Consider the following 25,548-nt stretch of genomic DNA (forward strand, 5'->3'; position numbering starts at 1 on the left):
AATCCATGAGCACTCAATCCGTAAACGAACCGTACTCGAGCATTATCCAGCAAGCGTTGACCAAACGAGGCCACGATGCGGACGACTTTTCGCGCCATCCCCAGTACAGCGCGCCAAACTACGTGGTGAGGATGTGCACCAGCCTGACCGAAGCGGTCCACAAAGCGGGTAACCAGGCAGTCACTCTGGAGCAACTCATTCGACTTGAGAGTACCTGCACCGGGACCGACTACCAGCACAAGCTGGCATTGCGCTGCAATCGCCTGGCGCAAGGAATCGGCTGCTGAGGGGTATTGCAAGGGGCTGCTTCTGGCACACCTTGCCTACCATCAACATGGAGCTCCATCTCAAGGAGCTCCAGCATGAACAAACTGCTCAAACCCTTCAGCGTCCTCGTAATGCTCGCTTGCCTGGCCGGCTGTGCGACCAACCCCATGACCGGTGAGCGTGAAATTAACCGGACCGCCGTCGGGGCCGTAGTAGGGACTGTTGCAGGCGGCCTAATTGGCGCGGCGATCGGCGATAGTCGTGCAGCCCTCATTGGTGCGGCAATTGGTGCTGGTATCGGCGGTGGCACCGGGCTCATCCTCGACCGTAAGCATGGCGAACTAGAGGCAAAGCTGAAAGGGACAGGCCTCACCGTTGAAAAGCAGGTGGATGATGCGAACACCACCCAGGCACTCGTGGTGAGCGCGCCCGCGGACATTACGTTCAGCACTGGATCGGCAGATCTGCAAAGTCAGTCTTTCCCGTCCCTGGCGCGACTGGCCGAATCGCTGCGGAACCAAGGTAACCTTCGCATTGAAATCACCGGCCATACGGACAACACCGGTCCGTTCCAAAATAACCTTCGCCTCAGCTACAACCGAGCGCAGGCGGTTGGACAGTTCCTTTACGCAGGTGGAATCCAGGCTGACCGGATTGCAATTCGCGGGGTGGCCGATACGATGCCGGTCGCAGGAAATGAAACACCCGCCGGTCGCCAAGCCAATCGCCGGGTTGAGTTGCGAATAAGCGCAATCTAGGGCGGCTGCTGAAGGTCAAGCGAGCATTTCAAGTTCTGGCCAATCAGGCGCAAGGTTGGCCAGCCACTGAGCATCGGTCGAAGGATCGAGTAGCTCCACAATCCAGTGTTCTGGCTCCAGGACGGTCGATTCGGCCACGCGCCAGGTTCGAACCTTGCCGACGTCGACATGGATGAATCCCTTCGTGGGATAGAAGCCCACACCTCCGACGCCAATAGCCTGGGCCAGCTTTCCCAGGTTGTCGACGGACAAGCCTGGTATGCGAATATCCGCGGCCATCGCCTTGATATGAAGTGATTGCTTGGCTGCGCCCTCCAATTTGGAGTTGTGCTGTGGGGTGCGGTACCCACTGTTCACAAGGATCTTGTAGGGCAGTCGGTTGATCCTCAACCAGACCTGGATGAGGTAAAGCAGATCAAGTAGCTTCGGGCTCATGCGAACGGTTGATTTGAATTTCACGTCTCGCAGGATGCTGCAGGCTTTCTGGTATCCACCAACGTCCCAGCCCTTCCCTCCGCGGAAGTAGCAGAAAGAGGCCTTCTCACCGCTATCTGGCCTTTCAAGATCAAGCCAACGATCTCGGTTGAGCGCTACTACGCGCCAATCGTACTTACGTCCTGAGGGGACACTGCCGAGGGCTTGGCCCAGTGTGAGTGCGGCTGGCGCGGCGAGGAATGCTGCAAGCAGTTGCCGTCGGGTAATGGTCGATGGTTTCAACGCCTGTATCCGATGAACTCCGAAAGTCGGAGCCCACGATAGCTGGCGCATCTCGTCATTCAACTCAAAACGACCGCGGCTTTTCCCGAGCTGGTGGCACACTTGGATAATGCCAAGATCGGTGCTCCCAAGCAGATGATAGGTACCTCGATGCACCAACTTAATGAAGCGATGCGGAAGCGTGTCGCAGCCGCTATGGAGAAATCAGGCTGGGAGATGGACCCGGAGACCCCTGCCATTTCTGCAGTTCGATGCTGGTTTTACTCTGTGAACATTCACCGCGGTCCTCGAGTGGCCGCAATGGTTTCCCAGGATCTCTATCGCTCTGTAGTGAGTGGTGATGGGATCATCGCGGAACTGCTTCGACAAGATCCGAAACACAAGCCGTTCGAGCAGTATCTCGGCACAGTCGCCGAATTCGACTCCATTCCGGAGGCATCTCAGCGAGATCTAGGCAAGAGAAATACGGTAATCGCTTGCCTGGCCAGCTTCGCGCGGACCACGCAGACCTGGAGCCTTGCTCCTCCGCTCAACGAAGTTCCAGGGCTTCATTTTGTCGCGATCGATTGGCAGGCAAAGAATGGTGCACACGTACTTCGTTCTGGCCTGGCGATTGGCGACGCCCCCCTAACGAAAGAGGACCTGGCCGAGATCGCTTCGATTCAACTCGGCTTGCATCTGGCGCGCTGCCCCCAAGAATCACCGATCGACTTCTGAATGTCAGGCCCTTCGGGGCCTGATTTTTATCAGCTGGTGGCACAGATCCTCGAGCATCACGATGGGCGTACTCAAACTGGAATCCCATCACATGAAACGTCTCCGAGAACTACAGAAAGCACATCCTCTCTGGGAAATCTCCATCACCCGGGGAACACACTTACGTTTCAGCCGGCCAGGCTGCCCTCCGGTGTTCGCCTCGTACACGCCAAGCGATTGGCGAGCGGACAAGGATCTAGCACGCAAGCTGCGCCTGGCAGAGCGCTCCTGCCCAACCAGCACCATTGCCACAGCTGCCTGAGGAGACCACAGTGCCAATATACCTGGAAGGCCCAAGCTGCGATCCGCGTGGCCCTGATGGCGACGGAAGGAATCGCTTACGCATCGATTCGATTGACCCTCAACCCCGCTGCGCACTCCGGCCGCGGACATTTGCAGGGCTTCGGGAATCGATGAATACGGCCATTGCTCAGTGGGGTAGTCATTTCGATGTGTGCTCCGGCGGCGGTGAATGCTCGGCTTGCTTCCGATTCACTCGTCGACACAACATCCAATCACCGCCAGACGCACTGATAGTCCGGCTTCATCCCGATGGATCGCTCCATTACACCAGCGACGTTAAGGCAGGGTGGAATGCCAGTCTGACCCCGATCGCCTGGGATGACCTGGCTTCGCTTGAGGAAGGATGGAGCCTCGGCCGGGTACTGAGAGACGAACACTCGCAGTACATACCTCTAAACCGGGCTCGACCGCGTTAGAGTAAGAAAATAGGCCTCAGTTTGACTTGCGATGGGTAGGGCGTGGTGATACAAAAAACATGCTTCCTGCTTGAGTCCTTGGACTTTAAGCACCAGATGTACGCGCTAGAACTCTAGGGTGTTCATCTGGCCCCGGCTGAGACCTGAGTTTCAGTTTTCAATCGGGGAGTCACCGCTGGCTCCAACCACTGCACATTCGTGCACACCGAGTGACTCGACTACAGTCGACTTACTCAAATCCTCGAAGTGAGACCTGTCGGGCAACTCTCAAGCTGCTCGCCTGATGACGTGCGCCTTTCCGGCCGGCCATGTCGTGAAGTCAATCTGTGGATGAAGACAACCTGGTTGGCCAGGAGCAGCACACCGCGCATAGCGTGGTTCGAGCGCCCTGGCATCCGCCGGCGCGTCCTCTAACCCAACCTGGGGCACATCATGCCCTGGGCTTGAGTGCTCCCTTGGAGTTCTCATGGATAAAGACCTTCGAAATCGCTTCATCGAGCAGGCAAGGGCGGTCCGCCAAACCTTCGGGGATGGCGAAGACCTCCATGCCGATCAAGCTGGTCTATCGCCTTCGGTCCGCCAAATGCTCCGGGAAAGTATGGAGCGGCACGAAGCCCTGACCGCCTTGTACAACGAACTGGATCGGGTTGGCGTAGGGTTGATCCTCAAACATTGGTCCGGGAACCAATGGGCGCTGGTTCTTCCTGATGCCTCAGAACCCGGTAAATTCCGCTACCAGGCTTTCGGTCTGCACGGCTGGATTACCCATCACACCTGCACAACTCTGGACGAAGTCGTATCAGACGCCTTCTGCGCCGGTTTTCGTATGGTGGCATCTCCAGATACCCTCGATCGGGTTGCATCTACGGTCGAGTGGAAGAAAGGGTGCGAGCGCCTGGAGTTCATCACGCGGCACAATTGCGGCGAGATCAGCTACCGGGAAATGCTGGATCAGTTCCAAAACATCGACGCCAAGTACGCATCCGCTGCTTGAATGTCACCAGCTGGCCTTTCGGTTTGCTGGATTTCAAAGTTGGAGCCAACAAAAACCCCGCTACCTTCACAGGTGCGGGGTTTTCTTTTCTTGGCTGATCTACCAGATCAGTTCATGCCGAACTTAGCGACGTCCACGCCCATGCAGTAATTCAACGCTCGAGCCCGTGCGGAATCTTTGTGGGTGCTAGCCAGGTGGTCGACGATGTAATTGCAGTCATCGAATGCCAACGAACGGGCTTGGCTTGCAGTCAAGGGAGTGGGCTGCGCGGATACCTGGCCATTCAAGGACGTGGGAGTTTCCGACGTAGCGTGGGAGCTGCAACCGGCAGCGATGGTAAGGGTTGCCATTACGGCAAGTCGACGTATCAAGGGGGCCTCTCTTTGCCAGGATCTGGCGTCACCAGTGATGTGTCCAAGGTACAGAAGCGTTTGAGCGATGCACGTCAAGTTGACCCTGTGAAATTCTGACAGCGGTTCTGGCACAGCCCTTCCCTGCTGATACTGGGCCTATCCCAGACAGAGGACCTCCCCATGCAATACGCTCAATCCAACCTGCTTTCCTTCCTGGCCCATGCTCCGGTTGCGGTTACTACCAACCTGGATCACGGAACCGAGACACCCTCAGGGCACATTTTGATGAATGCAGCTCGCCCACTACTGGGCCAGACCACGTTCCAAGGTGACTTTCTCCGCGGCCGCTTCTACGCCACGCTAGACCCGGAAGACAGCATCTCTGAGGTTTTTGCAAGGGAGAACCTGAAGCTTGATGGCAAGGTCGTCTTCGTAGTCGACCGCGCGACCGCGACTGAACTCATCCTGGATGGATGCCGCTATCGCAGCCAGTACATGGCCATGGAGGAAGAAGAACGCTGGTCGATTCTGCGCGATCGAATTTCCGATCTGCAGGACATGCCCCTGGCTGGTTTCATGGACAAACTGGCCAAAGTCAAGGGCAGTGCCACTGAGAACCAAACCCAAGCAGCATGATGAAACGGGGCTACCTTGAGTGGCCGTTTTTGAAGGGGCGACCATGCACCAATGCTGTATGTTCGTCCCTGTGGAGATCAGAAACACGGAGCCAGTTCTTGAATCGAATTGCACATCCTCTGGAGTTGCACGGCACCTTCTATGGACTCATTACCGATAGCGTAATGGTTCGTATCGTCGCCAAAGAAATATCAGCGGCGCACGCCAGCACTTCTCGAGAGCAGAAGAGCGAAGAAAACACGCCGCCGCCTACCCCTCGCAGAGAGCCCCTACGCACCGATCCTGAGAGCGCCAGCCACTCTCCACTAGACTGAGACAGTCTCACATCACGAAAATGTAGGGACCGCCCAAAGGGCGGCCCCTTTCGCACTCCGATCTACTTAACGGCCGCCTCTTTCGCCGGAATCTTTGCCGGCGGCGGGACGCACTTCGCCCGAGATTGATAGCCCGACATATCCATGATGGCGTTGAGGACCGTTACGCATTCGGCCTGGCTTTGGTACGGGGTAACGGAAACGATGGGGTACTGCACTCCTGCTGGAGTGCCATAACCACCTTGTAGAAAGGTGACCACTACCAAGGTCCACTTCAAAGTCTGATCTCTCCTTCGCGATTACAGTTCGCCTTAAGGAAGTTAACGACCTGAATTCCAGAAAAAAGAACACCTTGTGTCATTCCATAAGGGGGTTCTGGCACAGCCCCGCAGGCGTGAGGATTACTCCACGTTCCCAGAAGGAGAATCCCATGTTCCATACCAACCAGCTCCAAGCCCTATTCGATCAACTGGAAGCTCTCCAACAGTTCGACCTGGAGATTCTGCCCGCCGACCTGAAGGCCGTGCTCGTGAAGGTCAACGAGGAAAGGCAGAAGCTCATCACCCTGGATCAGCGACTGATGATCGGTGTCCGCGATACCCGTCATTCCACCGACTACTACCCGGTGCTCGTTCCGCGCTCTCGTAGCTACGGCGACGAGGACTTCAAGGGCACTTTTGACACCTCCGCCGATACCAGTGAGGACTACACCTACGTAGTCGATTGCGCCGGCACGAAGGTCGATATCATTTCGCGGGAGGGTGAGGCGTGAAAGATCTGCCATATGAAGAGGTCAAGACCTCTCTGACCTCCGGCGAGTCGATTCCTGCAGCAGTAGTGCAGGCGTTCCGGATAGCTCTTGCGGGCCTTCGCCCGCACCTGGCTGCGCAGGTGTATATGAACCTTAGCCAGGCTGGTTGTATGGACATCGAGATCGCAGCGATCGCAGGCCGATCATTGCGGCATGTGAAAACCTTACTTGAGTTTTCCAAAGCACCGACTGGGCTGGTGGAAATGGTGGCCAACCGAAAAGCGTCCATTGCCTCAGCACACAAGGCAATGCGTGTTGCTGAGGCCACAGGCCAGGACGTTATGGCTGTGATTCAGGAAGCGGCTCAGGAGGAAGACAGACAGAGGAAGCCCCGCAAGGATCGCCCTGTCGCCGCGGCAAAAGCAGTAGTCCGTACGCTGCTCAAAGCGAAAGTACCGAGCCAACTCCGCGCCGGCATTGCCGGTGGCGCAGAGGTGGTTCAGATCCGCACGAATGATGCGCAGCGATTGCTGAACGCCCTCGAACAACTATCTCCGACGACAAAACGCCGGGCCTAATACACGGGAGAGGCAGCATGCCTTGGATCAGCGTACTCATCGCGCCAGCGGCCACAAACACCGATCACTACACGACCCGATCTGAAGCACTTCAGGGGCTATTCAAGGATGGAACCCAGGCAGTCGTCAGGTGGTATCCCCCAGATGAAGATGAGTGCTCCGGCCGATGGAAAACCACCTGCTCGTCAGCTTGGGATGTGACCGAGCAGATCACTCACTGGCGAGACCTCTTTCCACCGAGCTTTGAAAGCATGAAGGGGTTCTTTCTCGAAGGTGAGCAGCTCCGCTGCCTTCAATCCATCATGCAGGGCCTATACGGCGATGGTCGAATTGTCACTTCTGATGCGCGTCGTGACCTGGCTAATCGCCTTCACCAACTGATTGGCGTTATCCAGGCGCAAACCATTGAGATAGACGTGTAGCCTCGGCATCTCGCTCCACTTTAAGGAGAATGCTTGCCCGCCATCGTTCCTTTGGTGAGCCTCAGTGTCCGAAATTCCGGACCGACAAATGGCATTGAATCCCCCTCGATGTTTGCGAACATATCGAACTTCGGATGGCCCTACCCAATATGAGTGGGGCCAATGGATAAGGAACATTGCCAGTGCCCCTCTCTGCCTCCCCTGCCCCTATACCTTCTACGTCCGCTGATACCCTCCGCCTGACCGCCCCTCGCCTTATGCGACAACGCCGCTGGCGAGATGACAAACGGTTCCAGATGCGTCGGATCGTGATTCTGAAGAACCAGGACGGCGAGATTGTTGGATATAGGCCAACGATCCAGCAAGGCACGAAGGAGCATCGTCGAGACTATTACCAGACCTTCAAGATCACCCCCGAGGTCTCCCTCAGCGAAGCTCTACGCGCAGCTATGGATTGGCGTGATTTGACAGAGAAGAAGCTAGGCATCGATCCAGGCAGCCATAGCGCCGCGTGTTCTTCCAAACCAATCGCAAGTATTTCCTTGATCGTTTCCCAGTCACCACCCTATCGCGCGCACTGGGCAACCAATCAAACCGCCGACGGCGCCCCTAAAATCAGGGTCAGCATTGGCGTTCGAAACTACCAAGATGCTTACGAGGAAACGGTGCTTCGTCTGGCCCAGCGCGAGGGAATTCCGCCCCCGGAGCAAATACCCCTTGCTCCCCCTCCCCGACGTGACCAGTACCGCAGGATGGTGAAAGCAGGCCTACAGGACATTCCGAAGCCGCTACCCGCACGATCGCGTCAGAAATGTAGGCCCTGAATTTCCGGGATACATTTTCACTGGAATGGCCGGGGGAACCCGTTAGCTTTTTGTAGAAACCCTATTCTCGGAAAGCAAAGATGCCCTCCATGCAATCTCTTATACGAATAGCCTTGGTGATGTCCCTCACACTGATCGCCGGCTGCGACAACTCAATTGTCGGTGCCTACAAGGCAACGATGGAATCCGAAGGAGGCCAGGCCAGGACGGTTGGTATTGCGGTGATCCAAGAAGGGAATATCAGCGCCGATGGTCAGGACGTAAAGGTGTCCAGCTGGAGCAGAGAATCTGGATCAATTACCGCCCTCGATCAAGAAGGCAACCGCATCGTTCGCTTCGAAATCCTGGAGAATGGAGACCTCACCCAAGACACTCCGGCAGGAAAGCTGACCTTCAAACGGTTCGACCTGTAGTGCGCCAGATGAAGATCAGAAACTTGGCCGGGAAGGCTCTTGGCGCAGCCTTTAGTCTCGGTCTGATGTTCAGTCCTGCTACCGCTGGCGCATCGATCAAAGTGCTCCAAAGCACATATCCTGATGGAACCGCCGCGCCCGCAGAACTGTACCTTTCAGGCGAAATAACCACCTCGACCAAACAGGAGATGCTGGCCGCCCTCGACCAGATAGGCAGGAAGGTGCCGATGCTCTACCTGGACTCTGCAGGTGGGGACCTGGTCGCAGGAATGGAGCTGGGTGAAGCGATCCGGCGCAGAGGCATCAACACTTCGATCGGAAAAAGCAGTGGTAACTATGGCAAGCCTCTGCCCGGGATCTGCTACAGCGCTTGCGTCCTTACATTCAGTGGAGGCCACTTCCGGTTTGCAGACCAGAACGCCCGTATTGGCATCCACAGGTTTTATCGCCGGACCACCTCGACGTCAGACCTGGATGTCGGGCAGGTAGTCAGCGCTGCCATCACCAGCTACCTGATCCGTATGGGGGTCAGCCCTTTGCTGTTCGAAAAGATGGCCCAGGTCGGTGGCGGCAAGATGCAGCTTTTACCAATTTCTGAAGCCTCTGGCCTGTCATTGGTGAACAACGGGATTCTATCGCCCCAGTGGGGGATCGAAGGCAAGCAAGGAACTGTGTACCTCAAGGGGGAACAGGAAACCTGGAACGGTACCGGCAAGCTGATCGTCACCTGCGCGAGTCACAACGGCGTCAAGATTTCCGCTCTATACGATGCAGGCACCAACAACCAAGAGATTTTGCGGAATGCGCGGAATTACACCCTGAGGGTGAACAGCCAGTTTCTCCCCATCCCTCATCTGCAATCCGCTCCCAAGATCAGTGGTGATTATCTGACGGCGACCTTCACCCCTGACTCCAGCATGATTTGGGATATGCAGTCCGCTGAACAACTTGGATTTGGCTTTCACCCCACAGGCTCTGACTCCTTCTACGGCTTCCTGATTGACGCCAGGTCCGAACGGGATCTGATCAGAAGTTTTGTGCAGCACTGCCAGAGTCGGGACTGATAATACTGCGGGTTCTGGCACACCGTTCAACAGCAGAGGATCACCTCACCCTTCAAGGCAAACTAGAGGTGATCCCATGCTCATTCCCTACGACCAGCTACAGCCTGAAACGCTTCACAACCTCATGGCCGATTTCGTGAGTAGGGACGGAACTGATGGTGGTGACGACACTCCTGAGGCCGTGAAGATCGAACGAGTGATGAGGGCGCTGAAAATCGGTGAGGCGGTCATTCTCTACGATGTGACCTATCAGCAATGTATTTTGACTCTCCGCTCCGAGGTTCCAGCCGAGATGCTTAAGGCCTGGAGCTGACGATCTACAGCAGTTCAACGGATGGGCTTCTGCCACACTCCTACCTGCCAGATTATGTGCGCATCCACTCTTTCCTGGTCGCTCAACAACTGGAGATCTCCATGTCCTCTCTCGCCCTACCTGCTCCAATCCTTGCTGGGAACCAGCGCTCGTATTCTATAAGCGCACTGTGGGAGGGGACCCCGGCCCGCACTAACGTTGATCAGGAGCGTCAGCTTTTGAACCTGGTGCTTCCGCCGTGGCAGCGTCCGCCCAGCTGGAACCTCGACCAACAGGTCCAATTTATTGAGGGGATTTTCTTGGGCCTTGGTACCGGGTACTACGTTATCAATGGGCGCGACTATGACGACCAGGGCCATGACAAGCCCATGTCTGGGTGGTTGATTGATGGTCAACAGCGAATCACTGCGATCGCCCGCTTCTTTCACGGGGAGATCAGCATCTTCGGGGGGATCTTCTTCCAGGACTTGAGCCTGGCTGACAAGCGCCGCCGCTTCAACAACCTGATCTTCCCCTGCATCGAGATGGACTACACCGATGACGAGAAGGTCCTGAAGGAGCTGTATCGCCGACTGAACTTCAGTGGAACCCCGCACACCGAGGCTGATCTCGAATTGCTCAACGCTTAACGTCCACCGAGCTTCAGATACTTCCCGTTATGGTTTAGAGCCGGGCCCGAAAATGCGGGCCTGGCTTTCGGTTGGGCCTCTCTGCTGATTCTGTAATCCTTGCCAGCCTATGGTTAGGAGCCCTTCTGCATGAGACGCTTGAGCATCCCCACCACCTTCCTGTTAACGCTCATCGCATCTGGCTGTACCTCCCAAGTCACACGGGAGGGAAACCCCTTCGACGAGCCTCTTGCGCGAGAACCACTCCAAGCACCCGCCGCGGAACCTGGTCGCATCCTCAAAGCATCACCGCGGCAAGTCCCTGCCGATTTGCCCGTCGCTCAGATCAGGCAGACGGCTGACATCGAACCCGACGTTCAGGTCTACCCTGCTGGTGCAGTTCCGACCCCGATTTCCTCTACGCCGAACGTTCCAGTTGCAGTAACACCGGCACCCGACTCCGGCCGTGAGGCGCTGGCCGAGGCGGAAAAGGTAGCTACCACCGGTGACACGACGGCAATGATCGAACTGCTGGAGCAAAGCGCCTTCAGGGGGAACATGGATGCCCTGTACCGGCTGGCCAAGGTCTACCAGAACGGAGAAGGAGTGCCAGCTAACCCTGAGCTCGCAGTGGCTTATCTAACCACTGCATCCGGACTTGGCCATGTCGAGTCTACCCGGGTGCTGGCCTGGGACTATCTACTTGGGAAAGGGGTAACCAAGGACATCCCATATGGGACCGCTCTGATGGAGAAAGCTGCAGAGACCAGCGTCAGGGCCAAACGGGAATTCGCCTTGCTGCTCAATAACACTTACCAACCCAACCTCAACGATCCATCCCGAGCAAAAGATCTCTTGAGTCAAGCCGCAGCCGCCGGAGACTCTGAATCGGCTAGAGCTCTCAGCATGTTGAATTCTGGCCTCAGCGTACCGCGCACGCTGGGCGCGTCAGCTTCCCTGGTGGTGCAGCCTCGTACGGAGGGAGACCCCGCGGATGTACGAGCGGAGTCTCTCAAGCAGAAGGCGTACAACGGCGACATAGAGGCGATGTATCGGTTTGCCCTGGGGCTAAGCCTGGGGAAATACCCTTCAATTGATGGCCAGTTCGAGGCGTATTGCTGGTATGCCGTAGCTGCAAATCATGGACACGCAGAGGCAGCAGCTGAGCTATCCGCGCTGGCCGGAGTGAAGACCCTTTCGGAACGAAAAAGCCCGGGCAAGCTGGATCAGTGCATCCAGGAAACGAACGAAGCTGTCGACCAGGGCTAATCATCCCGGCTGCTGGCACAGAACAGATGGGCGGATGATGACCCTGTTCCACGAGCAGTCTCGACTGCAACACATCCACTCAAACAAGGATCTGCTGATGAAAAAGTCAGAAATCGGAAAAGGTCGGTTCTACAGCGATGGCAAGGTTGGACTGCGGGAAGTGCTTGATGAGGGGCCTCAATACAAGCTCTACGCCGGCGTCGAAGATGAAGACTGCCTGCGCTTTCGCTGCCTGAACGCCAAGTCCTCCACCGACATCGGACAGGAGAGCAACAGCACCCGTACCTCTTTTGCCGCCTGGGCGAAACTGGAAATCCCTGCAGACCAGGTCCATACGCACCTGATCGGGCTTCGCGCTGACAAAATTGCGGGAAAGCTCACTGAGCCTCAGCTGCGGTTCGTGCGGTCCTTTGATAACGACCTGACTGAAACGGAATCAGTGGAGTGCGATCGAGAAGAGCATCGCGTTGCGCTCTCCTGCATGAAGAAGGGCATCGTCGCTGAGATGCCGGACCGGCTCGACTCTGATGATCGTTGTTTCGACGTCAAGCTCACTGCACTGGGCCTGGCAGTTATCGCGAATGTCCTGAGCTCTTCGAACCAGTAGAGGGGCTCTCCGACTGGGGCACCTTATGCAAAGGCGCCCCCCAGTCACGCCAGAATTCGTGCAGTGATCGGGAGCTTCGAAGCCCGTGCCTGCTCGGCTCCGGATTCTGTAAGTGCGAACCGGGAGACACTTTCGTCACTCCGCCGGCGCTCCAGCAGCCCCATCCCCTCCAATCGCTTGATTAATCGGCCCCCCAGCAACCTTTGATTTCTTGCTGAAGCGACTTTGGTCGAAACCAGCGTGCCTAACATACCGGCGTCCGTGATCTCACCACCTAGGTTCTGGATGACGGCAAGAGCGTTTCGATCCACCTCGGTGAGGGTTGCGGGGGCCTTGAACAGGCCACGTTCGATCTTGATCTGAGTGAGAGGAGTCATTCTGAAGGCACTTTGCTACGGACACCCCCGACTTTATCGAAGAAAGTTACTGATTCAACTCGAAATGCTGGTCTGCTTTCCAAGTGGTTCTGGCACAGCTCTCGGAACGTTCAAATAGCCCCGAAATTTCCTGGCTGACGAGGCTATTTGATGAATCGCAATCACACCCCCCAACTTTCGGACACCGTAGAAGGTGTGCTCTATGGCTGGAAGCACCAGGCTGGCCAGAGTCCCAGTTCCAGTACCTTCGCAAGGATCTGTCCCGGCCCGACGTTCACAATTCTGTCCGACGGAAAGATGCACAAGGTTGTCGACACGATCTCGACAGTTGAAGCCACGCCCCATGATGAGCAAGACCTGCGAGATGCGATATCTGCAGGCCAAGTGGAGATTTACCGCTTGGTGCGCGGGGCAAAGCGAAAGGTGCTAATGCATGCTGCCACTGGAAACCCGCTGAAATCCGGAGGCGAGGCGTGAGCAAGGCCGTTCAAGGGTGGTACCGAAGCCGGCCAGGCATCTATCAGCACGAGACAGGAGCGCGGATCTGGAGCCATACCGCGCCTTCCAAAGCCGGTAATCAGGCCCTGCAGTGGGAAGTACGTCTTTCCGATGGCTCGCGGCAATCGGGCTTCAAATCGATGAGTGACGCCATGCGTCTTGCTCAGGAATTCGATCCGGAAATACGGCGTTTCTGATGCGGTGAAAAGTAGCAAACTGACTTCACTGGATTATCAGCAACAGACCGGCGAACATTCGTCGGTCTTGCCATTGATGGCACGTAATCCCGAGGACCCCTATGAGTAATCTATCCCCCTTGCGAGTCATGCTTGTCGATGACTCCCGAACTATCCGAAAAACGGGCGAAGTCATGCTCGCTAAGGCAGGATGCGAGGTGCTTTGCGTTGTCGACGGGTTCGAATGTCTCGGCCGAGCTCTGGACTTTAAACCAGACCTCATTTTCATCGACGTCCTCATGCCGCGGCTCAACGGTTACCAGACCTGCCAACTGATTCGTAGCCGGGACAGTTTCAAGTCAGTTCCTGTGGTGATGCTTTCGTCGAAGGATGGCCTGTTTGACATCGCCTTGGGCAAAAAACACGGCGCAACAGACTACATCACCAAACCGTTTACCCAGGACGATCTACTCACCGCGGTAAGGAAACACTGCCCGCAATTTGAACCTGAGGTTTGACACCACTCAGCTGGTGGCACCCCCTAACGCATTCAAGAATGGCTCCATTGTTCATCAATAAGGAGCCAAAACAGAATGTCGAGCAACTCGCGTTTATATCCCTACCACCCGATCTCGGGTGATCGTCTGGCCGGCACTTTTGAAGTGATCCCAGCTTGGGTTCCCCGTGAAATCCACAAGACAGGCGACACCATTACTCTTGAGGACGGTAGCGAAACCCTAGTGAACTGGAATGGCCAAGAGCTCCTGCAGATCAACAACCAGTTGGTCCTGGTGACTGAAGGTGGAGATACCTGCCTGAAGAGTGAGGCCATCTGGAGTGAGCAGGACACACAGCACATCGAGGTCTCCCTGCCTGGCCCGGCGTCCTCCTACCCCACTAACAACACGCTCATGCATGCATACGTGGATCTTCATGTTGCGGCATCGTGTGCACTCCATAATCTGCAGCAAGGTGACATCGAGGGCGCTTTGAAACAGCTGCAAGGGCAGTTGAACGCGATACTCGACGTGGACCGGCTAACTCCATAGTCACAGTGACCCCGCTTCGGCGGGGTTCGTATTTTCAGGCTGCACCTTGAAACAAGACTCACCCTGGTTATACCTCTGCTCATGCCGGACAGGTTGGCCCGGCGAAAGCCCAAATCAGTAATGTCGGTTTAGCGAAGGAGCTACCACATGATCACCGAGTCTTTCCTCCGCGTTGCATTCATGGCCATGACCCTGTTTGTCGTGGCCTGCGCTCTCACCACCACGCTCATGTTCGGTGAGGGCACCACCCTCAATCCGATCGCATGGTTCTGCATCGGCAGTCTTTGGATGGCGTTCACCCTTTTCGCGCTCCTGGTCGCCTGGGCCACTCATCTCCACCGCGCCCACCGTAAAGGCCACCCGGCTCCGGATCTGGCCCCAGCGGTGTAATTCCCCTCCATCTCCGGCTGAGTGCACCAGGGCCCTCCTGGGGATACTCAGCCGGGAGTCTCCATTCCAAGCCGAGCTTCTGGCACCTCACTGAACGAAGGATCATCACTCCCATGCAACGGGAGCCCGCATGAGCCTGAATCAGACCCACAACTACCTTTGTCAGCAAGGTAGCTCCAATAAGTTCTACACCTTGATGCTCAATTCCACCTCGGGTGGTTGGGTGGTCCTCTCGCATTATGGCCGTACTGGGACAGCCGGAACTCAACGGGTTGTGAAGTCCCAGAGCTCCTACTTCGCGGCTCTTGAGGCATTCGAGGCAGCTTGCAAAAAAAGGCTTGCACGCGGTTACGTGCTCGTGGGTACCGCTACGGACGCCCCAGCAGAAAAAATGCAACTCAAGTCCGAGATGACTGCTGAGGATCAAGCAGCAAGGCAACAACGACTTGACCAGCTCAAGGCCTTGCCAGTTCGGGCCGTTGAAATCGATCCAATGCGTCTTTGGTTGTAGTTGGGCTTCGCATCTGCGCGCCCCACTGCTTTCGCTACTACCGCAGCATTTCGGCTGATAGCCTTGGCGTATCGTGAATGAGAGATACACCATGACCAACAGAGGCTCGACCCTCAATGAGCGCATCGATCAGCATCTGAATGCGCTACGCAACACCCCTCACGGCCACACCTCAGGCCGCTTCCTATCATTCGTGGATGTTCCCGGCGACAGTGAAGGCAATGTGGAAGGTCCTGATCACATCCTCCGCATCCTGATGAATGACGTCGGGAACACCGTCGGTGAAGACTTCCTCAGTAATGTCGACTCGGTCCCTTTGGAGCAGTTTTGCCTCATGTCCGTAATTCGTAATGAGGGCACCGGCGGGATGCTGCGCTCCTTGCTCGACAGCTTCATGTCCGCATATGCCAATCCCGCTACCTCTGATGAGGCAATCGCCATCCTGAAGCGCCTCGAAGAGCTCAAAACTGTGCCAGTTCCAGCCTCCAACTAACAGGTTCTGGCACACCTCTTAGGACCACATCCTGCTCCTACAACTCGGGAGCGGGACACTCAAGCTGGCTCCTATGGATCTCAGCCCCGCGAGTCAATCAACTGCAGACAAGCATGAAGCCATGAACGAAATCTTCGAGTGGGTGGGTACGATTTGCGGAATCACCGGGGCGGCGTTGATCGCTAGTAACGTTCGCTTATCCCCTTGGGGATGGTGGTTGTTTTTGATCTCAAGCCTGGCCTTGTGCAGCTACGGCCTAATCGTAGGCGCTTACGGAATTCTCCTACTCAACCTTTGCTTCGTCTTGACGAACCTGCTTGGCATTGTGCGTGTCTGGCTGCCGTATATGCGTTCGCGTGGTCGGATCACAACCGTCCACTCCGAAATCCACCTCTGATCGAATGACACTCCCTGGGCGGCGTACCAAGAATTCGTAGATTTTTGAGGCACGCCGCTTCTGCCACTCGAAACCTGCACTTCCAATGGAGCCATCTTCAGAGGAGTGCACCAGCATGAAAAACACACGCTCTATTGTCCGGGCCCCACAGATGGCCCTGGATTTCAGCTTTCAGCTACCTACTCACGTTTCCATCAACAGCAGATCTCCAGCGCTGGTTCGCGCTGAAGAGGACGACCAGGTCCAAGCGCCAAGTAAACGCAGCGCCGGCGCAGAACTTGGTGACATGGTGGTTGACGACCGCGTGCTCTCCCAGGGGATCACGACCTGGCGAAGTCTGATCGATTTCGCAATCCGTACCGGACACACTGAACTCTATGAAAGCGAGGATGGACGACAAGGTCTCCGTCGGCCGGGTTTCCGCTATGCCCCAATTTCCCGGCTGCCGGAACGCGCCCCGGAGTATGTGAAAGACGTACTCACGGGCCGGCTCGCATCCTACTTGGAGCAGAAGAAGCTGCATCTGACATCGGCAAGGGTTGCCGCGGACGATACCTTCAAGGCCCAGGTGGTGTTGGATGGCTCAACCTTCCAGATCTCGATCTTCGAAGGACGAAAGCTTGATTCGACCTGGTCGTTCAAGCTTATGGATCTGCCGAGAACACCAGGACTGAAGGCCGACGATGAGGAAGCACAGCAGGCATTCGTCGCCAAAAGGATCAAGCGCATCCAGCGAGAGGGCCGTATCGCTGGCGGAGACGCTCGACTGATCAGCAAAGCAGTCATTCGAGCTGTGGAGTCGATCCTCAAGAACATCGAGGTATCGAAATGACCACATCCACTGTCAATCACCAGGTGATCCAGCATCTCTTGGGGAGTGGTCACCCAGATCTGAAGTATGGCGGAGTAACCGCCGGTCTGGTCGCGATCGCGGCCGAGGAGGTTGCAGGTCAACTCCTTGATTTCGGATTCCGTCTCCATTCGGCTTTTCAAGATGGGTTGGCTGTAGTCCAGAACTACTACGAGCCACGTTCCGGCGCTTACATTCCAGACGTTGGGCTCTCAATCGGAATATTTGAATGCAAGGGATCTCCAACCCTGAAGGTGATGCTCAGGGTAGCCCCACCCTCTGCTGATATGCCTCCCGGGCCGGATGGTCTATTCGATCCAGCAATACGAGTACGGCGGGTTTGGTTCATGCCGCTGAATGATGCTGCAAGACCTTCAGACCTGGTTGAGTACCTACGCAAGTTCCCTGGCCAGAGCTTGAGGGCTGCAGCATGAGCACTCCGAGTCGCCCGTTAGTAACGCCTATAGACCTGGCTGCACTCCGTGAGGCGTTTCGGCTGAGCCAGCAACAGGTAGCCGAGATTCTGGGGGTTCATCGAACCACCGTAATCGACTGGGAGAAAGGGAACCAACCCAACTGGCTACACCTGGCCTGCCTGGGGATTCCTACAACCCTGGTGCTTCGCAGCGCAGTGTCGGCGCTCACTGCCGAGGACCTCATTTCAGCCCGCGGTTACTTGAACCTCGAGCAGGCCGAGCTGGCATGTCACCTAGGTGTTCACGTCCGAACGGTCCGAACCTGGGAGAGCAAAACTCCTCCCACCTGGTTACCGATTGCGCTCATCGGCCTTTCGCTGCAGTTACAGGCCCCCTTCTGGCACGCCCGCATCGCGACAAAATGAGCACAACCCAAAGGCACTCCGCCAGCGGTACAGCGAATAGGAATTCAAGAGCATGATCACCCTCAGCACCCCAAATGGCCCAACCGTTCAATACGCCAGCACCGATATTGCAGTGGCCATGATGGACTTCGCGCGGACACACATGACTGGCTACCTGGTCCAGGCGATCGAAGACCCAGAGGCCAAGTTCGGCATGCGCTTCGAAGCAATCCAAATCAACAACGAACTTACCTCCACCTCCACCACCATCACCGTGCACTGAAGGACACCGAGATGACACTGGCAAAAACCACCAGTTCGACGTTTACGGTTGACGTCCTGGGGGACCAAAAGGTGCCTGGTGACCTGATTCACCATGCCTTGATGCAATTTCTGGCTGACTTTTCCATCAAGGTCAACGAAGTCAGTACCCGGGAACTGGGTGTCGCTGAGACCTTGCTCAGCTGCGCTGAGCACGGCAGTGATCCGACCTTCTTTGGTCTGCAGGTCGATGCCGACCGGCTGGACGAGACGATCCATACCCAGCTCGAGCGGTCGGTAACTAGCTCCCTCAATGAGGGGGTGTTGAGCCAGATCAGTTGGGTGCTGACCCATCGGGGCCCCGACGCTGCGCTGGACATTCTCGGTGAGCTCGAGATGGCCACGTATCATGCAGTAAGCAGTTTCGGCAAAGCGATGATTCGCGAGGTCTCTCTTTGGGTAATGCTCGAGGACAATCGACCTCTGTCGTTGATCTGGAGCCAGGCCACCATTGATGAGTATCAGAAAGCTCAGTTGGCGACACGAAATGATGATGTCGACATCGATAGCCTTTTGACTGATGTGATCCTGGGCCTGGTCGGTCAGACCGGAGCCACTATCTGCAACCGTACGGTATTCGAGCGGGTGCAGTGGCTGTCACAGGCCATCGGCCCGCAAGCCGCAAATGGTGTACTCGCTGACTTAACCCTTCTTACCTGACCGGGAGTTCACATGGCTCGCATCACTTTCATGACTGATCGAGTGATCAATGGAAAGAAAAGCTACCACGTGACTAAGGATGGCCCGTGTGTAGCCACCATCTACTACGTCGACAAGGCTGCTCTCAAGGAAAATGGCGGCGGGCTTAACCGACCTCATTGGGTCCTGAAGCATTTATCAGGAAGAGTCGATCGGCACCCCTCCCTTGCAGAAGCGAAACTCGACGCGGCCAAAATTTAGCCTGTCGATGGCTACGTGGCGGCACTGATGAGAATTCCAGCCACGTTGGTTGAGTTGAACTGATCAGTGCCATCGTTACTCTGGCTGCCTCCCCTGATAATGAGGCAACCCCATGTGGTTTAAGCATCTGCTTGCGTACTCCCTTACCCAGGACCTGCAACTCACCGCGGAGGTTCTCGAACAGGCATTGAAAGGCAAGCCTGCTCGCCCCTGTGAGAATCAGGAACTCACTACCTACGGCTTTACCGCCCCTCTGGGAAAAGGGCCTGATGCGCCGCTCGTGCACGCGAGTCAGGGCTTTTTCCTGGTAGCGGCGAAGAAGGAAGAACGCATCCTTCCCGGCAGCGTGGTAAACGATGCGGTCAAAGAGAAGGTCGAGGAAATCGAGACTGCGCAGTGCCGGAAGGTCTACAAGAAGGAACGTGATCAGCTGAAGGACGACATCATCCAGGCTTTCTTGCCACGCGCGTTTGTGCGCCGCTCCACCACGTTCGCGGCAATTGCTCCAAGTCTGGGGCTGATCCTGGTTGATACCTCCAGCGCAAAAAAGGCGGAGGACCTCCTTTCCACACTCCGCGAGGTCCTCGGGTCCCTCCCGGTGCGCCCGGTCAGCGTCAAGGTCGCCCCAAGCGCTACCCTCACTGACTGGGTTAAAACTCAGAAGGCAGCCGGTGACTTCCATGTCCTGAGTGACTGCGAGCTTCGAGATACCCATGAAGACGGTGGCTCGGTCAAATGCAAAGCTCAGGATTTGACCAGCGAGGAAATCCAACTTCACCTGTCCGCGGGAAAGTTGGTCACCCAGCTGGCGCTGGCCTGGTCGGATAAGCTGTCTTTCATCCTTGACGACAAGATGGCTATCAAGCGTCTCCGGTTTGAAGATCTCCTGCAGGATCAAGCAGAACAAGACGGCGGCGAGGATGCCTTAGCCCAATTTGATGCCAGCTTCACCTTGATGATGCTGACTTTCGCCGAGTTCCTACCAGCACTCTTCGAGGCACTAGGCGGTATCGAGGTTCCGCAAGGCGTCTAACCTAGAATGCCCGTCGATCGATGGGCATTTTTCCAGGAGCACTGAATGTTCAGCCCCAAGCAGTTCGCAATGAACCATCTCGGTACCGACGAGCTACCTGACACCCTAGCGATGGAGCAGGTACTGGACCTTCTGCTAGCTGCCCATACCGCAGCAGGTGATCAGCGTTCTGACCTCGACGAGTCTCGCATCAGGGATCTGCGTAAGGCACTGGCTGACATCGAAAGCGCTACCAAGGACCCGGTCTCTGCTCTAGTGGCAAAGCGGGCCCTTACCAACGATGAGGATTAAGAGTCCATGACTCAAGACGTCACCAGAAACCTGTGCGCTCGGCCTGCGCTTGAGATCATTTCCAAAGGTCGCACGGAAATCATCGCCTGGAACCAGGTGGTTCAAGGACTGAAGGTCTTATTCAATTTCACCGGTATCGATGTCACCGAGTGGAAAGAGGCAGAACCGGACATGCTCGAACTGAGGCTTGAGCGTGGTAATCAATCCTCGATTATTTGGTTCAAACCTCTGGCAAGGGGTGTCACCGACATGCCGGTTTTTCCTGTGATGGTGGGTGCCAAATTCATGGCATGCAAACCGTCCGCCACGCCGCACGACGACTGTGAGATCACCTACTTCTACTTGCCTTGGGACTGCACGGCACAGGATCTGATCGATATCGCTTTCGGCGAGGTCACCTACCCGTGGATCGAGACAGTCCAGAACTTCTCAGCTGCCTACGCTATGTCAGCTCCCATCGAGCGCTTCCCTCGGTGTGCCCTCGTCATGCTGATGGATAGCAGCACGAAGGACGATCAGCGTGGCTCGGTCTACTTCAAGCTCTGGCATCAAACCGAAAACTCAGTAGAACTCCTGGAGCTGGAGCATACCAACAGTCCATTTTCAGCTGCTGAGCAAGCGAAGCAGCTTGGCTATTCCCCAACCGTCTACCGCTGCCACAGCGGTTGCATCGTCCCATTTCTACCCACCAGCGGATTCGATTTCCTATGAACATGCGCGCGGCCTTTGCCGCACTTTTGACTCTTAGTCCCATGGCAGCCGGCGCGGCGGATCTGCTTGAGTTCAAGAACCCGGTTTCTTCGGAACTGCGTGTAGAGGCTATTCTCTGCAAATCTCCGGAGTCGCTTTTCCTGCTTTACGAAGGGAGCACGCTTGCGATGAAGGGTGGCGGACAGAATGCGTTCCAGTCCTACTTCCAAGCCTCCGCCACGGCCCTGGAGAAAGCTGGCGAATGTGTTCTGGAAAAGGAACCACAGAAGGTCAAGGTGACGGCTATGGCCACACTGACCAACCCACTCAAAATGCCCGCCGGCGGCAAAGTCTACGGTCGGTTCAACATGAAGGGGCTTAACCGTGATGTGTATGCAATGTCGGAGGACCTGCCAGGGCTGACCGCCTACATCAACAAGGCGGTGAATACTGCCGACAAATAGCAACTTAAAATCGATGCGTACTTGATCATTTTGACGGGTCCGCACATTTACTGTCGCGCCTCCTATCCGCGCGGCTGCGAGGGGAAATTGAAAGTCTCTGCACTCCTTCATCGCTATAACGATAGCGTTGAGCGCCGTCAGTCACATGCACTTCAGCTCGACACCCAGATTCGACGGTTGGAATCATCCACCCGTCGTTCAGGTGGTCGGCTGGAAACCCGGCTAAGCCTTGCTCGTCATCGAAGGGACAACCTTGATCGAGAGCATCGTGCTGCAGCTGACTGGAAAACGACAGTCGCGGTACCGCTATTCAACATCCTGTCAAAGCAACTGGGTCGGTACTACCGCGGAACCATCCTTGCCGGGGACACAGCAGATTCGTTGCGAATCAGCTTCCGCCTGGCCCCTGATACTGATCAGATGATTGGCCCCCGGGCTCTCACAATCACGATGCAGCCGGAGGGTGCGCCGCTTAGGCTCTCGATCATTCGGGCCGTATGTGATGAGCATGGCCGGTGGCACGAGGAACACCTCTCCTCAGATACCCGTATCGCTGATATGGCGTCTTGCATGATGGAAAAAGCCCGGCAGTGAGCCGGGCTTTTTTGTCGAATTTCTTCAATTTGGTGCGGGCTCAGCTTCCACCCACTGCCTTACCGCTGGGATGCCATAGGCGTCTTGTTCAATCGAGTAGACGTTGGTAATCAGCTCACCTGGCTGCTCTACACACCCTTTTTCCGATGTGCATATCTTGGGGGCCTTCTTCTCGTATGGCTTTTCCTGGCGGCACTCTATCGCTGACCACTTCGCCTTGCAGACGTACCCCTCTAATTTGAGGTCCTCGACCAGGTTACGTGTGGTTGAGCTCGGGTTCTGAATCCACCCCGCGGCGCACCCAGATACCAGAACTGCCCAGATGATGAGAGAAGAACGCATCGGATTACGGAGCAACATTTTCTTCCTGGATACGCTGATAGATCTCTTCGCGATGGACTGGCACATCTTTCGGGGCATTGATTCCCAAGCGAATGTGACCTTGATTGTTCGCCACCACGGTTACTGTGATGTCATCACCGATGTTGATGGTTTCGCCGACGGTACGGGTCAGGATGAGCATAGGGCACCTTCTTTGGTGGTTGATCCATGACTCACCTTAACGACTGAATAGTCCTGGTACCAGCGAAGAGAGGGGGCGGATTTCAGCACTGCATTTTGACTTGGATTCATCCGCCCACTGGTTAATCTCGGCCAGTCATCATTTGCCGGATCAGCATGTGAAGCAGGTAAGCCCCCACAAACGACTGATACTCATCGTGAGTTTCGCAGCCTCTATCGCGGCTACGATTGGTGCGATTCAGTACAGCCACACAACGCCAGGCGCGTTGCCGGTAACCACCTCCACAGAGTCGAGCGATGAGATCGTGAAGGCTTCAATTCAGGAGGATTTTCTGAAGGCCCCCGCCAAGTTCGACATCTCCACGGCGGCGAAAAGGCTGTCGGACGTCACCATCGAAGGGGGCTATCACATTTGCTCTCCTAAGGACGAGATAACGGCGGATCAGTACATCGACATCTCGCGCATGCTGGACACACAGCGCTCCCATGCTGTCGAGTTCAAAAAAGCGGTTGATCTCGCATTAAGTGCACCGGAAGGCGTATCAGATTGCACCTTCAGGGTGCTGACGCTGATCGATCGAGCAACGCCGTGAAGGGAAATGAAAAAGGGGCCTCAATTGGCCCCTCGGTCACTGGCAGCTTACTGTGCCCAGCCCTTGACAGTATCGGCGCCCCACTTCTCCTTCCACTCCTTCAGGGTTTTGTGGTTACCACCTTTGGTTTCAACCACTTCCCCGGTGTGAGGATTCTTGAAGCGCTTCAGCGTGCGAGCACGACGAGCACCTTTGCGATCGACTTTCTCTGGCGCTCGCCGGTCTGGATCAAGAATGGCGATGACGTCCTTCAAGCCTTTTCCGTAGGAGCCAAGGAGCTCATTCAGCTTGCCGTTGAACTCGGCCTCGGATTGGTATCCAGGGCTGTTGATGATCTCTTCTCGTTGCTTTTGAAGATCCTGGATCTGAGCTTCAATCGCTGCAACCTGCTGGACTTTCGAAACCATTTTGTACCCCTTCCTGTTGTAGTAAATGGCATGCCGCTATGGATGTAATCGAATCACAGAACGACTTGCTCACAGGCCTCGATTGTAATTCGCAATCCCTCTCGAGGAAAGAAACGGGAGTCGTAGCCCGTTTGAATAGCATCAGAAGCAAAGCTACTGGAAAAAGAATCCAGGAGCCTGCGGCATCATCAACCCTGCCCTTGTTCTCGGCATACCAGATCACTCTCGATGATAACGATCTGGGAAATCTGGTGAGCATTTACGATGCGCTTCCACGGTTCGCATGGTCTGGGAAGACTGTACGTTCAGTCGCCGAAATGACTATTGTTAAGGAAGGTACGATTAACGGGGAGCCGTTTCGTGTAATTCTTAAAGCCGTTCCAATGCAGAAGCGGCTCAAGGTGGATGGCAAGCTATCGAAGCAAGTAGAAGATGTTGGTGTTTTCCCCGGCGCTCGTGAGGAGTTCGTTGAAGAAGCGCTTCGCAAATTTTCAACTCAAGGCAATGCCAAGTTTAACGAGGCTGAGTGCTCAGTTCAATTTACTCTTTATGAACTACAGAAAGAGCTTCAGTCGCAGAAGCATACTTATACGTACGCAGAGCTCCGGGAAGCCTTAGAAATCCTCAGCGAAGCTCCTCTTACTATCCAAACACGGACGGCGGATGGCGAGGTGATTGACATTAAATCGACCTACCTTCCATTCCTGGCTATTCGTAGTAGAAATAAAAGAAGCTCCGCATATGTGCAGCCCTCTCCGGATGACGACCCTGAGAGTTCAGTGCTTTGCAAAGCTGTTCTTCACCCGCTTATTTCAAGAAGCATCGCAAATGGTGATTACCGGCTTTATCAATACACCACATCCATGGGGCTTACGAATGGCATTGCTCGTGTCCTATACAGGATGCTTTCCTTCAAATGGCGAAACGCATCTCCAAGCCATCCGTTTACCTTTTCACTGGTAGACTTCTTATCTAACACAGCCCGAGGTCTTTCAAACCGCATGCCGGAAGACTTTCGCGCGATGAACATTGCGTTGGAGCAGCTAGTTAAAGAAAAAGCTATCCAGCGTTACGAACACACCAAAATTGCGAAATCAAAAGGGAAAGGGGCAAAGGATTATACTTACAAACTCTGGCCAACTAATGAGTTTGTTTCCACTATCATCAAAGGGCATCAAGCTGAAGCTCGCCGAGAAATTCAGTTGATGGCAAAGCGGGCGCGTTGACCTGTCGTCTGCCGGCAGCTCACCTGCCGGCGCCTCCGCTTGACCTTCCATTACTCAGGTTTAGTCCACGTTTCTTCCCCCTGGGAAGGACCTTCTGGCACAAGTTCCTCTCATAGACAATCTGCCTATCGCTCAGGAGGTAAGTAGATGTCGGCCGAGCCATCCCCCGCACAAACAATTGGCAGAGCTCGTGAATTTGGGGCTCTAGCCCCCTTAAACCGCAAGAAGATTCGCGCTCAGTTTGGGTTGGTGGACGTGGTCACTGCAGACCATGTCCGTAGGGCTACTGCCCTACTGCTCGAGCGTATTCAGGACTACTACACAGTTGTCCAGTACACCGGACCTGGCTACGTATATGGCCGCGCGGACAGTGAGTGGCCGTCCGCCCTCTACGCAACACCAGAGTTCAATTCCATGGAAGGGGAATGGAGCCATAAGGAAATGTCTCCTACTCATCCGACTTGTACCTCAGAGCGGCTGTTCAATGAAGCGGGATGGCTTTGCCTCGACACTGCTTGTCGGGTTGGGGTGTATGAAATGTGCCTCGAGGTCCCTGAGGCCAAGATGGTCTTGGAGCAGGCCC

Annotated in this window: 38 protein-coding genes; 34 read left to right on the forward strand and 4 right to left on the reverse strand. The window is 55.7% G+C overall.

Features of this window, described 5'->3' with window-relative positions; all coding sequences use genetic code 11:
- Window positions 1-5: 5 nt before the first annotated feature.
- Together ACGLHT_RS15695 and ACGLHT_RS15700 are read left to right on the forward strand one after the other, a co-directional pair.
- Window positions 6-287 (forward strand): hypothetical protein, encoded by a 282-nt coding sequence (locus ACGLHT_RS15695; RefSeq protein ID WP_010792720.1) that lies wholly within the window; start codon window positions 6-8, stop codon window positions 285-287.
- Window positions 288-362: 75 nt separating this feature from the next.
- Window positions 363-1,025, forward strand: a complete 663-nt coding sequence (locus tag ACGLHT_RS15700) for an OmpA family protein (RefSeq protein ID WP_019484864.1) — start codon at window positions 363-365, stop codon at window positions 1,023-1,025.
- Window positions 1,026-1,040: 15 nt separating this feature from the next.
- Here the strand turns inward: ACGLHT_RS15700 and ACGLHT_RS15705 are convergent, their stop codons facing one another.
- On the reverse strand, window positions 1,041-1,742 hold the full coding sequence (locus ACGLHT_RS15705; RefSeq protein WP_224396990.1) for a DUF882 domain-containing protein: 702 nt from the start codon (window positions 1,740-1,742) through the stop codon (window positions 1,041-1,043).
- A gap of 102 nt (window positions 1,743-1,844) precedes the next feature.
- Between ACGLHT_RS15705 and ACGLHT_RS15710 the strand changes: the two genes are divergently transcribed.
- From ACGLHT_RS15710 to ACGLHT_RS15770, 13 genes are all read left to right on the forward strand, one after another.
- Window positions 1,845-2,459: a hypothetical protein gene (locus tag ACGLHT_RS15710; protein WP_171949187.1), complete on the forward strand. Its 615-nt coding sequence runs from the start codon at window positions 1,845-1,847 to the stop codon at window positions 2,457-2,459.
- A gap of 1,224 nt (window positions 2,460-3,683) precedes the next feature.
- The gene (locus ACGLHT_RS15715; RefSeq protein ID WP_010792717.1) at window positions 3,684-4,211 is read left to right on the forward strand and encodes a hypothetical protein; all 528 of its coding nucleotides are present in this window, start codon (window positions 3,684-3,686) and stop codon (window positions 4,209-4,211) included.
- Between the two features lie 533 nt (window positions 4,212-4,744).
- Complete coding sequence (locus ACGLHT_RS15720) at window positions 4,745-5,200, forward strand: hypothetical protein (protein WP_010792716.1); 456 nt, start codon at window positions 4,745-4,747, stop codon at window positions 5,198-5,200.
- Between the two features lie 744 nt (window positions 5,201-5,944).
- On the forward strand, window positions 5,945-6,286 hold the full coding sequence (locus tag ACGLHT_RS15725) for a hypothetical protein (RefSeq protein WP_010792715.1): 342 nt from the start codon (window positions 5,945-5,947) through the stop codon (window positions 6,284-6,286).
- The gene (locus ACGLHT_RS15730; RefSeq protein WP_019438011.1) at window positions 6,283-6,843 is read left to right on the forward strand and encodes a hypothetical protein; all 561 of its coding nucleotides are present in this window, start codon (window positions 6,283-6,285) and stop codon (window positions 6,841-6,843) included. The genes ACGLHT_RS15725 and ACGLHT_RS15730 overlap by 4 nt, the downstream gene beginning before the upstream one ends.
- Window positions 6,844-6,860: 17 nt before the next feature.
- Window positions 6,861-7,265: a hypothetical protein gene (locus ACGLHT_RS15735; RefSeq protein WP_019484866.1), complete on the forward strand. Its 405-nt coding sequence runs from the start codon at window positions 6,861-6,863 to the stop codon at window positions 7,263-7,265.
- 308 nt (window positions 7,266-7,573) lie between these two features.
- The gene (locus ACGLHT_RS15740; RefSeq protein WP_171886844.1) at window positions 7,574-8,089 is read left to right on the forward strand and encodes a hypothetical protein; all 516 of its coding nucleotides are present in this window, start codon (window positions 7,574-7,576) and stop codon (window positions 8,087-8,089) included.
- 89 nt (window positions 8,090-8,178) lie between these two features.
- Window positions 8,179-8,502, forward strand: a complete 324-nt coding sequence (locus ACGLHT_RS15745) for a hypothetical protein (protein ID WP_019438009.1) — start codon at window positions 8,179-8,181, stop codon at window positions 8,500-8,502.
- Between the two features lie 8 nt (window positions 8,503-8,510).
- Complete coding sequence (locus ACGLHT_RS15750; RefSeq protein WP_021018446.1) at window positions 8,511-9,566, forward strand: hypothetical protein; 1,056 nt, start codon at window positions 8,511-8,513, stop codon at window positions 9,564-9,566.
- Window positions 9,567-9,642: 76 nt separating this feature from the next.
- Entirely contained in the window at window positions 9,643-9,879 is a 237-nt protein-coding gene (locus ACGLHT_RS15755; protein ID WP_019438007.1) for a YheU family protein, read from the forward strand.
- A 227-nt stretch (window positions 9,880-10,106) separates the two neighbouring features.
- Entirely contained in the window at window positions 10,107-10,508 is a 402-nt protein-coding gene (locus ACGLHT_RS15760) for a DUF262 domain-containing protein (RefSeq protein ID WP_228778172.1), read from the forward strand.
- Between the two features lie 498 nt (window positions 10,509-11,006).
- Window positions 11,007-11,756: a tetratricopeptide repeat protein gene (locus ACGLHT_RS15765; protein ID WP_019484867.1), complete on the forward strand. Its 750-nt coding sequence runs from the start codon at window positions 11,007-11,009 to the stop codon at window positions 11,754-11,756.
- A gap of 34 nt (window positions 11,757-11,790) precedes the next feature.
- A complete protein-coding gene (locus ACGLHT_RS15770; RefSeq protein ID WP_019438005.1) occupies window positions 11,791-12,363 on the forward strand; it encodes a hypothetical protein in 573 nt (190 codons plus the stop codon).
- A 44-nt stretch (window positions 12,364-12,407) separates the two neighbouring features.
- Here ACGLHT_RS15770 and ACGLHT_RS15775 read toward each other — a convergent pair whose 3' ends face one another.
- Complete coding sequence (locus ACGLHT_RS15775; protein WP_019438004.1) at window positions 12,408-12,740, reverse strand: MarR family transcriptional regulator; 333 nt, start codon at window positions 12,738-12,740, stop codon at window positions 12,408-12,410.
- Window positions 12,741-12,890: 150 nt separating this feature from the next.
- Here ACGLHT_RS15775 and ACGLHT_RS15780 point away from each other — a divergent pair, with 150 nt between their 5' ends.
- From ACGLHT_RS15780 to ACGLHT_RS15860, 17 genes are all read left to right on the forward strand, one after another.
- Window positions 12,891-13,217 (forward strand): hypothetical protein, encoded by a 327-nt coding sequence (locus ACGLHT_RS15780; RefSeq protein WP_010792706.1) that lies wholly within the window; start codon window positions 12,891-12,893, stop codon window positions 13,215-13,217.
- Complete coding sequence (locus ACGLHT_RS15785; protein WP_021018443.1) at window positions 13,214-13,435, forward strand: hypothetical protein; 222 nt, start codon at window positions 13,214-13,216, stop codon at window positions 13,433-13,435. The genes ACGLHT_RS15780 and ACGLHT_RS15785 overlap by 4 nt, the downstream gene beginning before the upstream one ends.
- A 101-nt stretch (window positions 13,436-13,536) precedes the next feature.
- Window positions 13,537-13,932: a PleD family two-component system response regulator gene (locus ACGLHT_RS15790; protein ID WP_019438003.1), complete on the forward strand. Its 396-nt coding sequence runs from the start codon at window positions 13,537-13,539 to the stop codon at window positions 13,930-13,932.
- A 75-nt stretch (window positions 13,933-14,007) separates the two neighbouring features.
- Window positions 14,008-14,463 (forward strand): hypothetical protein, encoded by a 456-nt coding sequence (locus tag ACGLHT_RS15795; RefSeq protein WP_010792704.1) that lies wholly within the window; start codon window positions 14,008-14,010, stop codon window positions 14,461-14,463.
- A 147-nt stretch (window positions 14,464-14,610) separates the two neighbouring features.
- Window positions 14,611-14,853 carry a hypothetical protein gene (locus tag ACGLHT_RS15800; RefSeq protein WP_010792703.1) on the forward strand — a complete coding sequence of 81 codons (243 nt, stop codon included), beginning with the start codon at window positions 14,611-14,613 and terminating at the stop codon, window positions 14,851-14,853.
- 130 nt (window positions 14,854-14,983) lie between these two features.
- Window positions 14,984-15,364: a WGR domain-containing protein gene (locus ACGLHT_RS15805; RefSeq protein WP_019438002.1), complete on the forward strand. Its 381-nt coding sequence runs from the start codon at window positions 14,984-14,986 to the stop codon at window positions 15,362-15,364.
- A gap of 91 nt (window positions 15,365-15,455) precedes the next feature.
- Window positions 15,456-15,857, forward strand: coding sequence for a hypothetical protein (locus tag ACGLHT_RS15810; RefSeq protein WP_010792702.1), 402 nt, complete (start codon window positions 15,456-15,458; stop codon window positions 15,855-15,857).
- Between the two features lie 512 nt (window positions 15,858-16,369).
- The gene (locus ACGLHT_RS15815) at window positions 16,370-17,086 is read left to right on the forward strand and encodes a hypothetical protein (RefSeq protein WP_019438000.1); all 717 of its coding nucleotides are present in this window, start codon (window positions 16,370-16,372) and stop codon (window positions 17,084-17,086) included.
- Entirely contained in the window at window positions 17,083-17,538 is a 456-nt protein-coding gene (locus ACGLHT_RS15820) for a hypothetical protein (protein ID WP_019437999.1), read from the forward strand. The genes ACGLHT_RS15815 and ACGLHT_RS15820 overlap by 4 nt, the downstream gene beginning before the upstream one ends.
- The gene (locus ACGLHT_RS15825; protein ID WP_010792699.1) at window positions 17,535-17,945 is read left to right on the forward strand and encodes a helix-turn-helix transcriptional regulator; all 411 of its coding nucleotides are present in this window, start codon (window positions 17,535-17,537) and stop codon (window positions 17,943-17,945) included. Before ACGLHT_RS15820 ends, ACGLHT_RS15825 begins: the two co-directional genes overlap by 4 nt.
- Window positions 17,946-17,997: 52 nt before the next feature.
- On the forward strand, window positions 17,998-18,207 hold the full coding sequence (locus ACGLHT_RS15830) for a hypothetical protein (protein WP_010792698.1): 210 nt from the start codon (window positions 17,998-18,000) through the stop codon (window positions 18,205-18,207).
- Between the two features lie 11 nt (window positions 18,208-18,218).
- On the forward strand, window positions 18,219-18,905 hold the full coding sequence (locus ACGLHT_RS15835) for a hypothetical protein (protein WP_019437998.1): 687 nt from the start codon (window positions 18,219-18,221) through the stop codon (window positions 18,903-18,905).
- 12 nt (window positions 18,906-18,917) lie between these two features.
- Entirely contained in the window at window positions 18,918-19,145 is a 228-nt protein-coding gene (locus tag ACGLHT_RS15840) for a hypothetical protein (protein WP_010792696.1), read from the forward strand.
- Window positions 19,146-19,257: 112 nt separating this feature from the next.
- Window positions 19,258-20,178 carry a recombination-associated protein RdgC gene (rdgC, locus tag ACGLHT_RS15845; protein WP_010792695.1) on the forward strand — a complete coding sequence of 307 codons (921 nt, stop codon included), beginning with the start codon at window positions 19,258-19,260 and terminating at the stop codon, window positions 20,176-20,178.
- Window positions 20,179-20,223: 45 nt separating this feature from the next.
- Window positions 20,224-20,469 carry a hypothetical protein gene (locus tag ACGLHT_RS15850; protein ID WP_010792694.1) on the forward strand — a complete coding sequence of 82 codons (246 nt, stop codon included), beginning with the start codon at window positions 20,224-20,226 and terminating at the stop codon, window positions 20,467-20,469.
- Window positions 20,470-20,475: 6 nt separating this feature from the next.
- On the forward strand, window positions 20,476-21,180 hold the full coding sequence (locus ACGLHT_RS15855) for a hypothetical protein (protein ID WP_010792693.1): 705 nt from the start codon (window positions 20,476-20,478) through the stop codon (window positions 21,178-21,180).
- On the forward strand, window positions 21,177-21,623 hold the full coding sequence (locus tag ACGLHT_RS15860; RefSeq protein ID WP_010792692.1) for a hypothetical protein: 447 nt from the start codon (window positions 21,177-21,179) through the stop codon (window positions 21,621-21,623). The genes ACGLHT_RS15855 and ACGLHT_RS15860 overlap by 4 nt, the downstream gene beginning before the upstream one ends.
- A gap of 940 nt (window positions 21,624-22,563) precedes the next feature.
- On the opposite strand, the gene csrA is transcribed toward ACGLHT_RS15860, so the two are convergent.
- Entirely contained in the window at window positions 22,564-22,740 is a 177-nt protein-coding gene (gene csrA, locus ACGLHT_RS15865; RefSeq protein ID WP_010794235.1) for a carbon storage regulator CsrA, read from the reverse strand.
- A gap of 157 nt (window positions 22,741-22,897) precedes the next feature.
- Between csrA and ACGLHT_RS15870 the strand changes: the two genes are divergently transcribed.
- A complete protein-coding gene (locus tag ACGLHT_RS15870; protein WP_019436898.1) occupies window positions 22,898-23,332 on the forward strand; it encodes a hypothetical protein in 435 nt (144 codons plus the stop codon).
- Between the two features lie 47 nt (window positions 23,333-23,379).
- Here ACGLHT_RS15870 and ACGLHT_RS15875 read toward each other — a convergent pair whose 3' ends face one another.
- Window positions 23,380-23,739, reverse strand: coding sequence for a histone-like nucleoid-structuring protein, MvaT/MvaU family (locus ACGLHT_RS15875; protein ID WP_010792626.1), 360 nt, complete (start codon window positions 23,737-23,739; stop codon window positions 23,380-23,382).
- Between the two features lie 38 nt (window positions 23,740-23,777).
- On the opposite strand from ACGLHT_RS15875, the gene ACGLHT_RS15880 reads away from it, so the two are divergent.
- Entirely contained in the window at window positions 23,778-24,965 is a 1,188-nt protein-coding gene (locus ACGLHT_RS15880; RefSeq protein ID WP_019436899.1) for a hypothetical protein, read from the forward strand.
- Window positions 24,966-25,548 lie beyond the last annotated feature (583 nt).

The organism is Pseudomonas sp. PsB, from assembly GCF_043658375.1.
Classification (GTDB): domain Bacteria; phylum Pseudomonadota; class Gammaproteobacteria; order Pseudomonadales; family Pseudomonadaceae; genus Aquipseudomonas; species Aquipseudomonas putida_Z.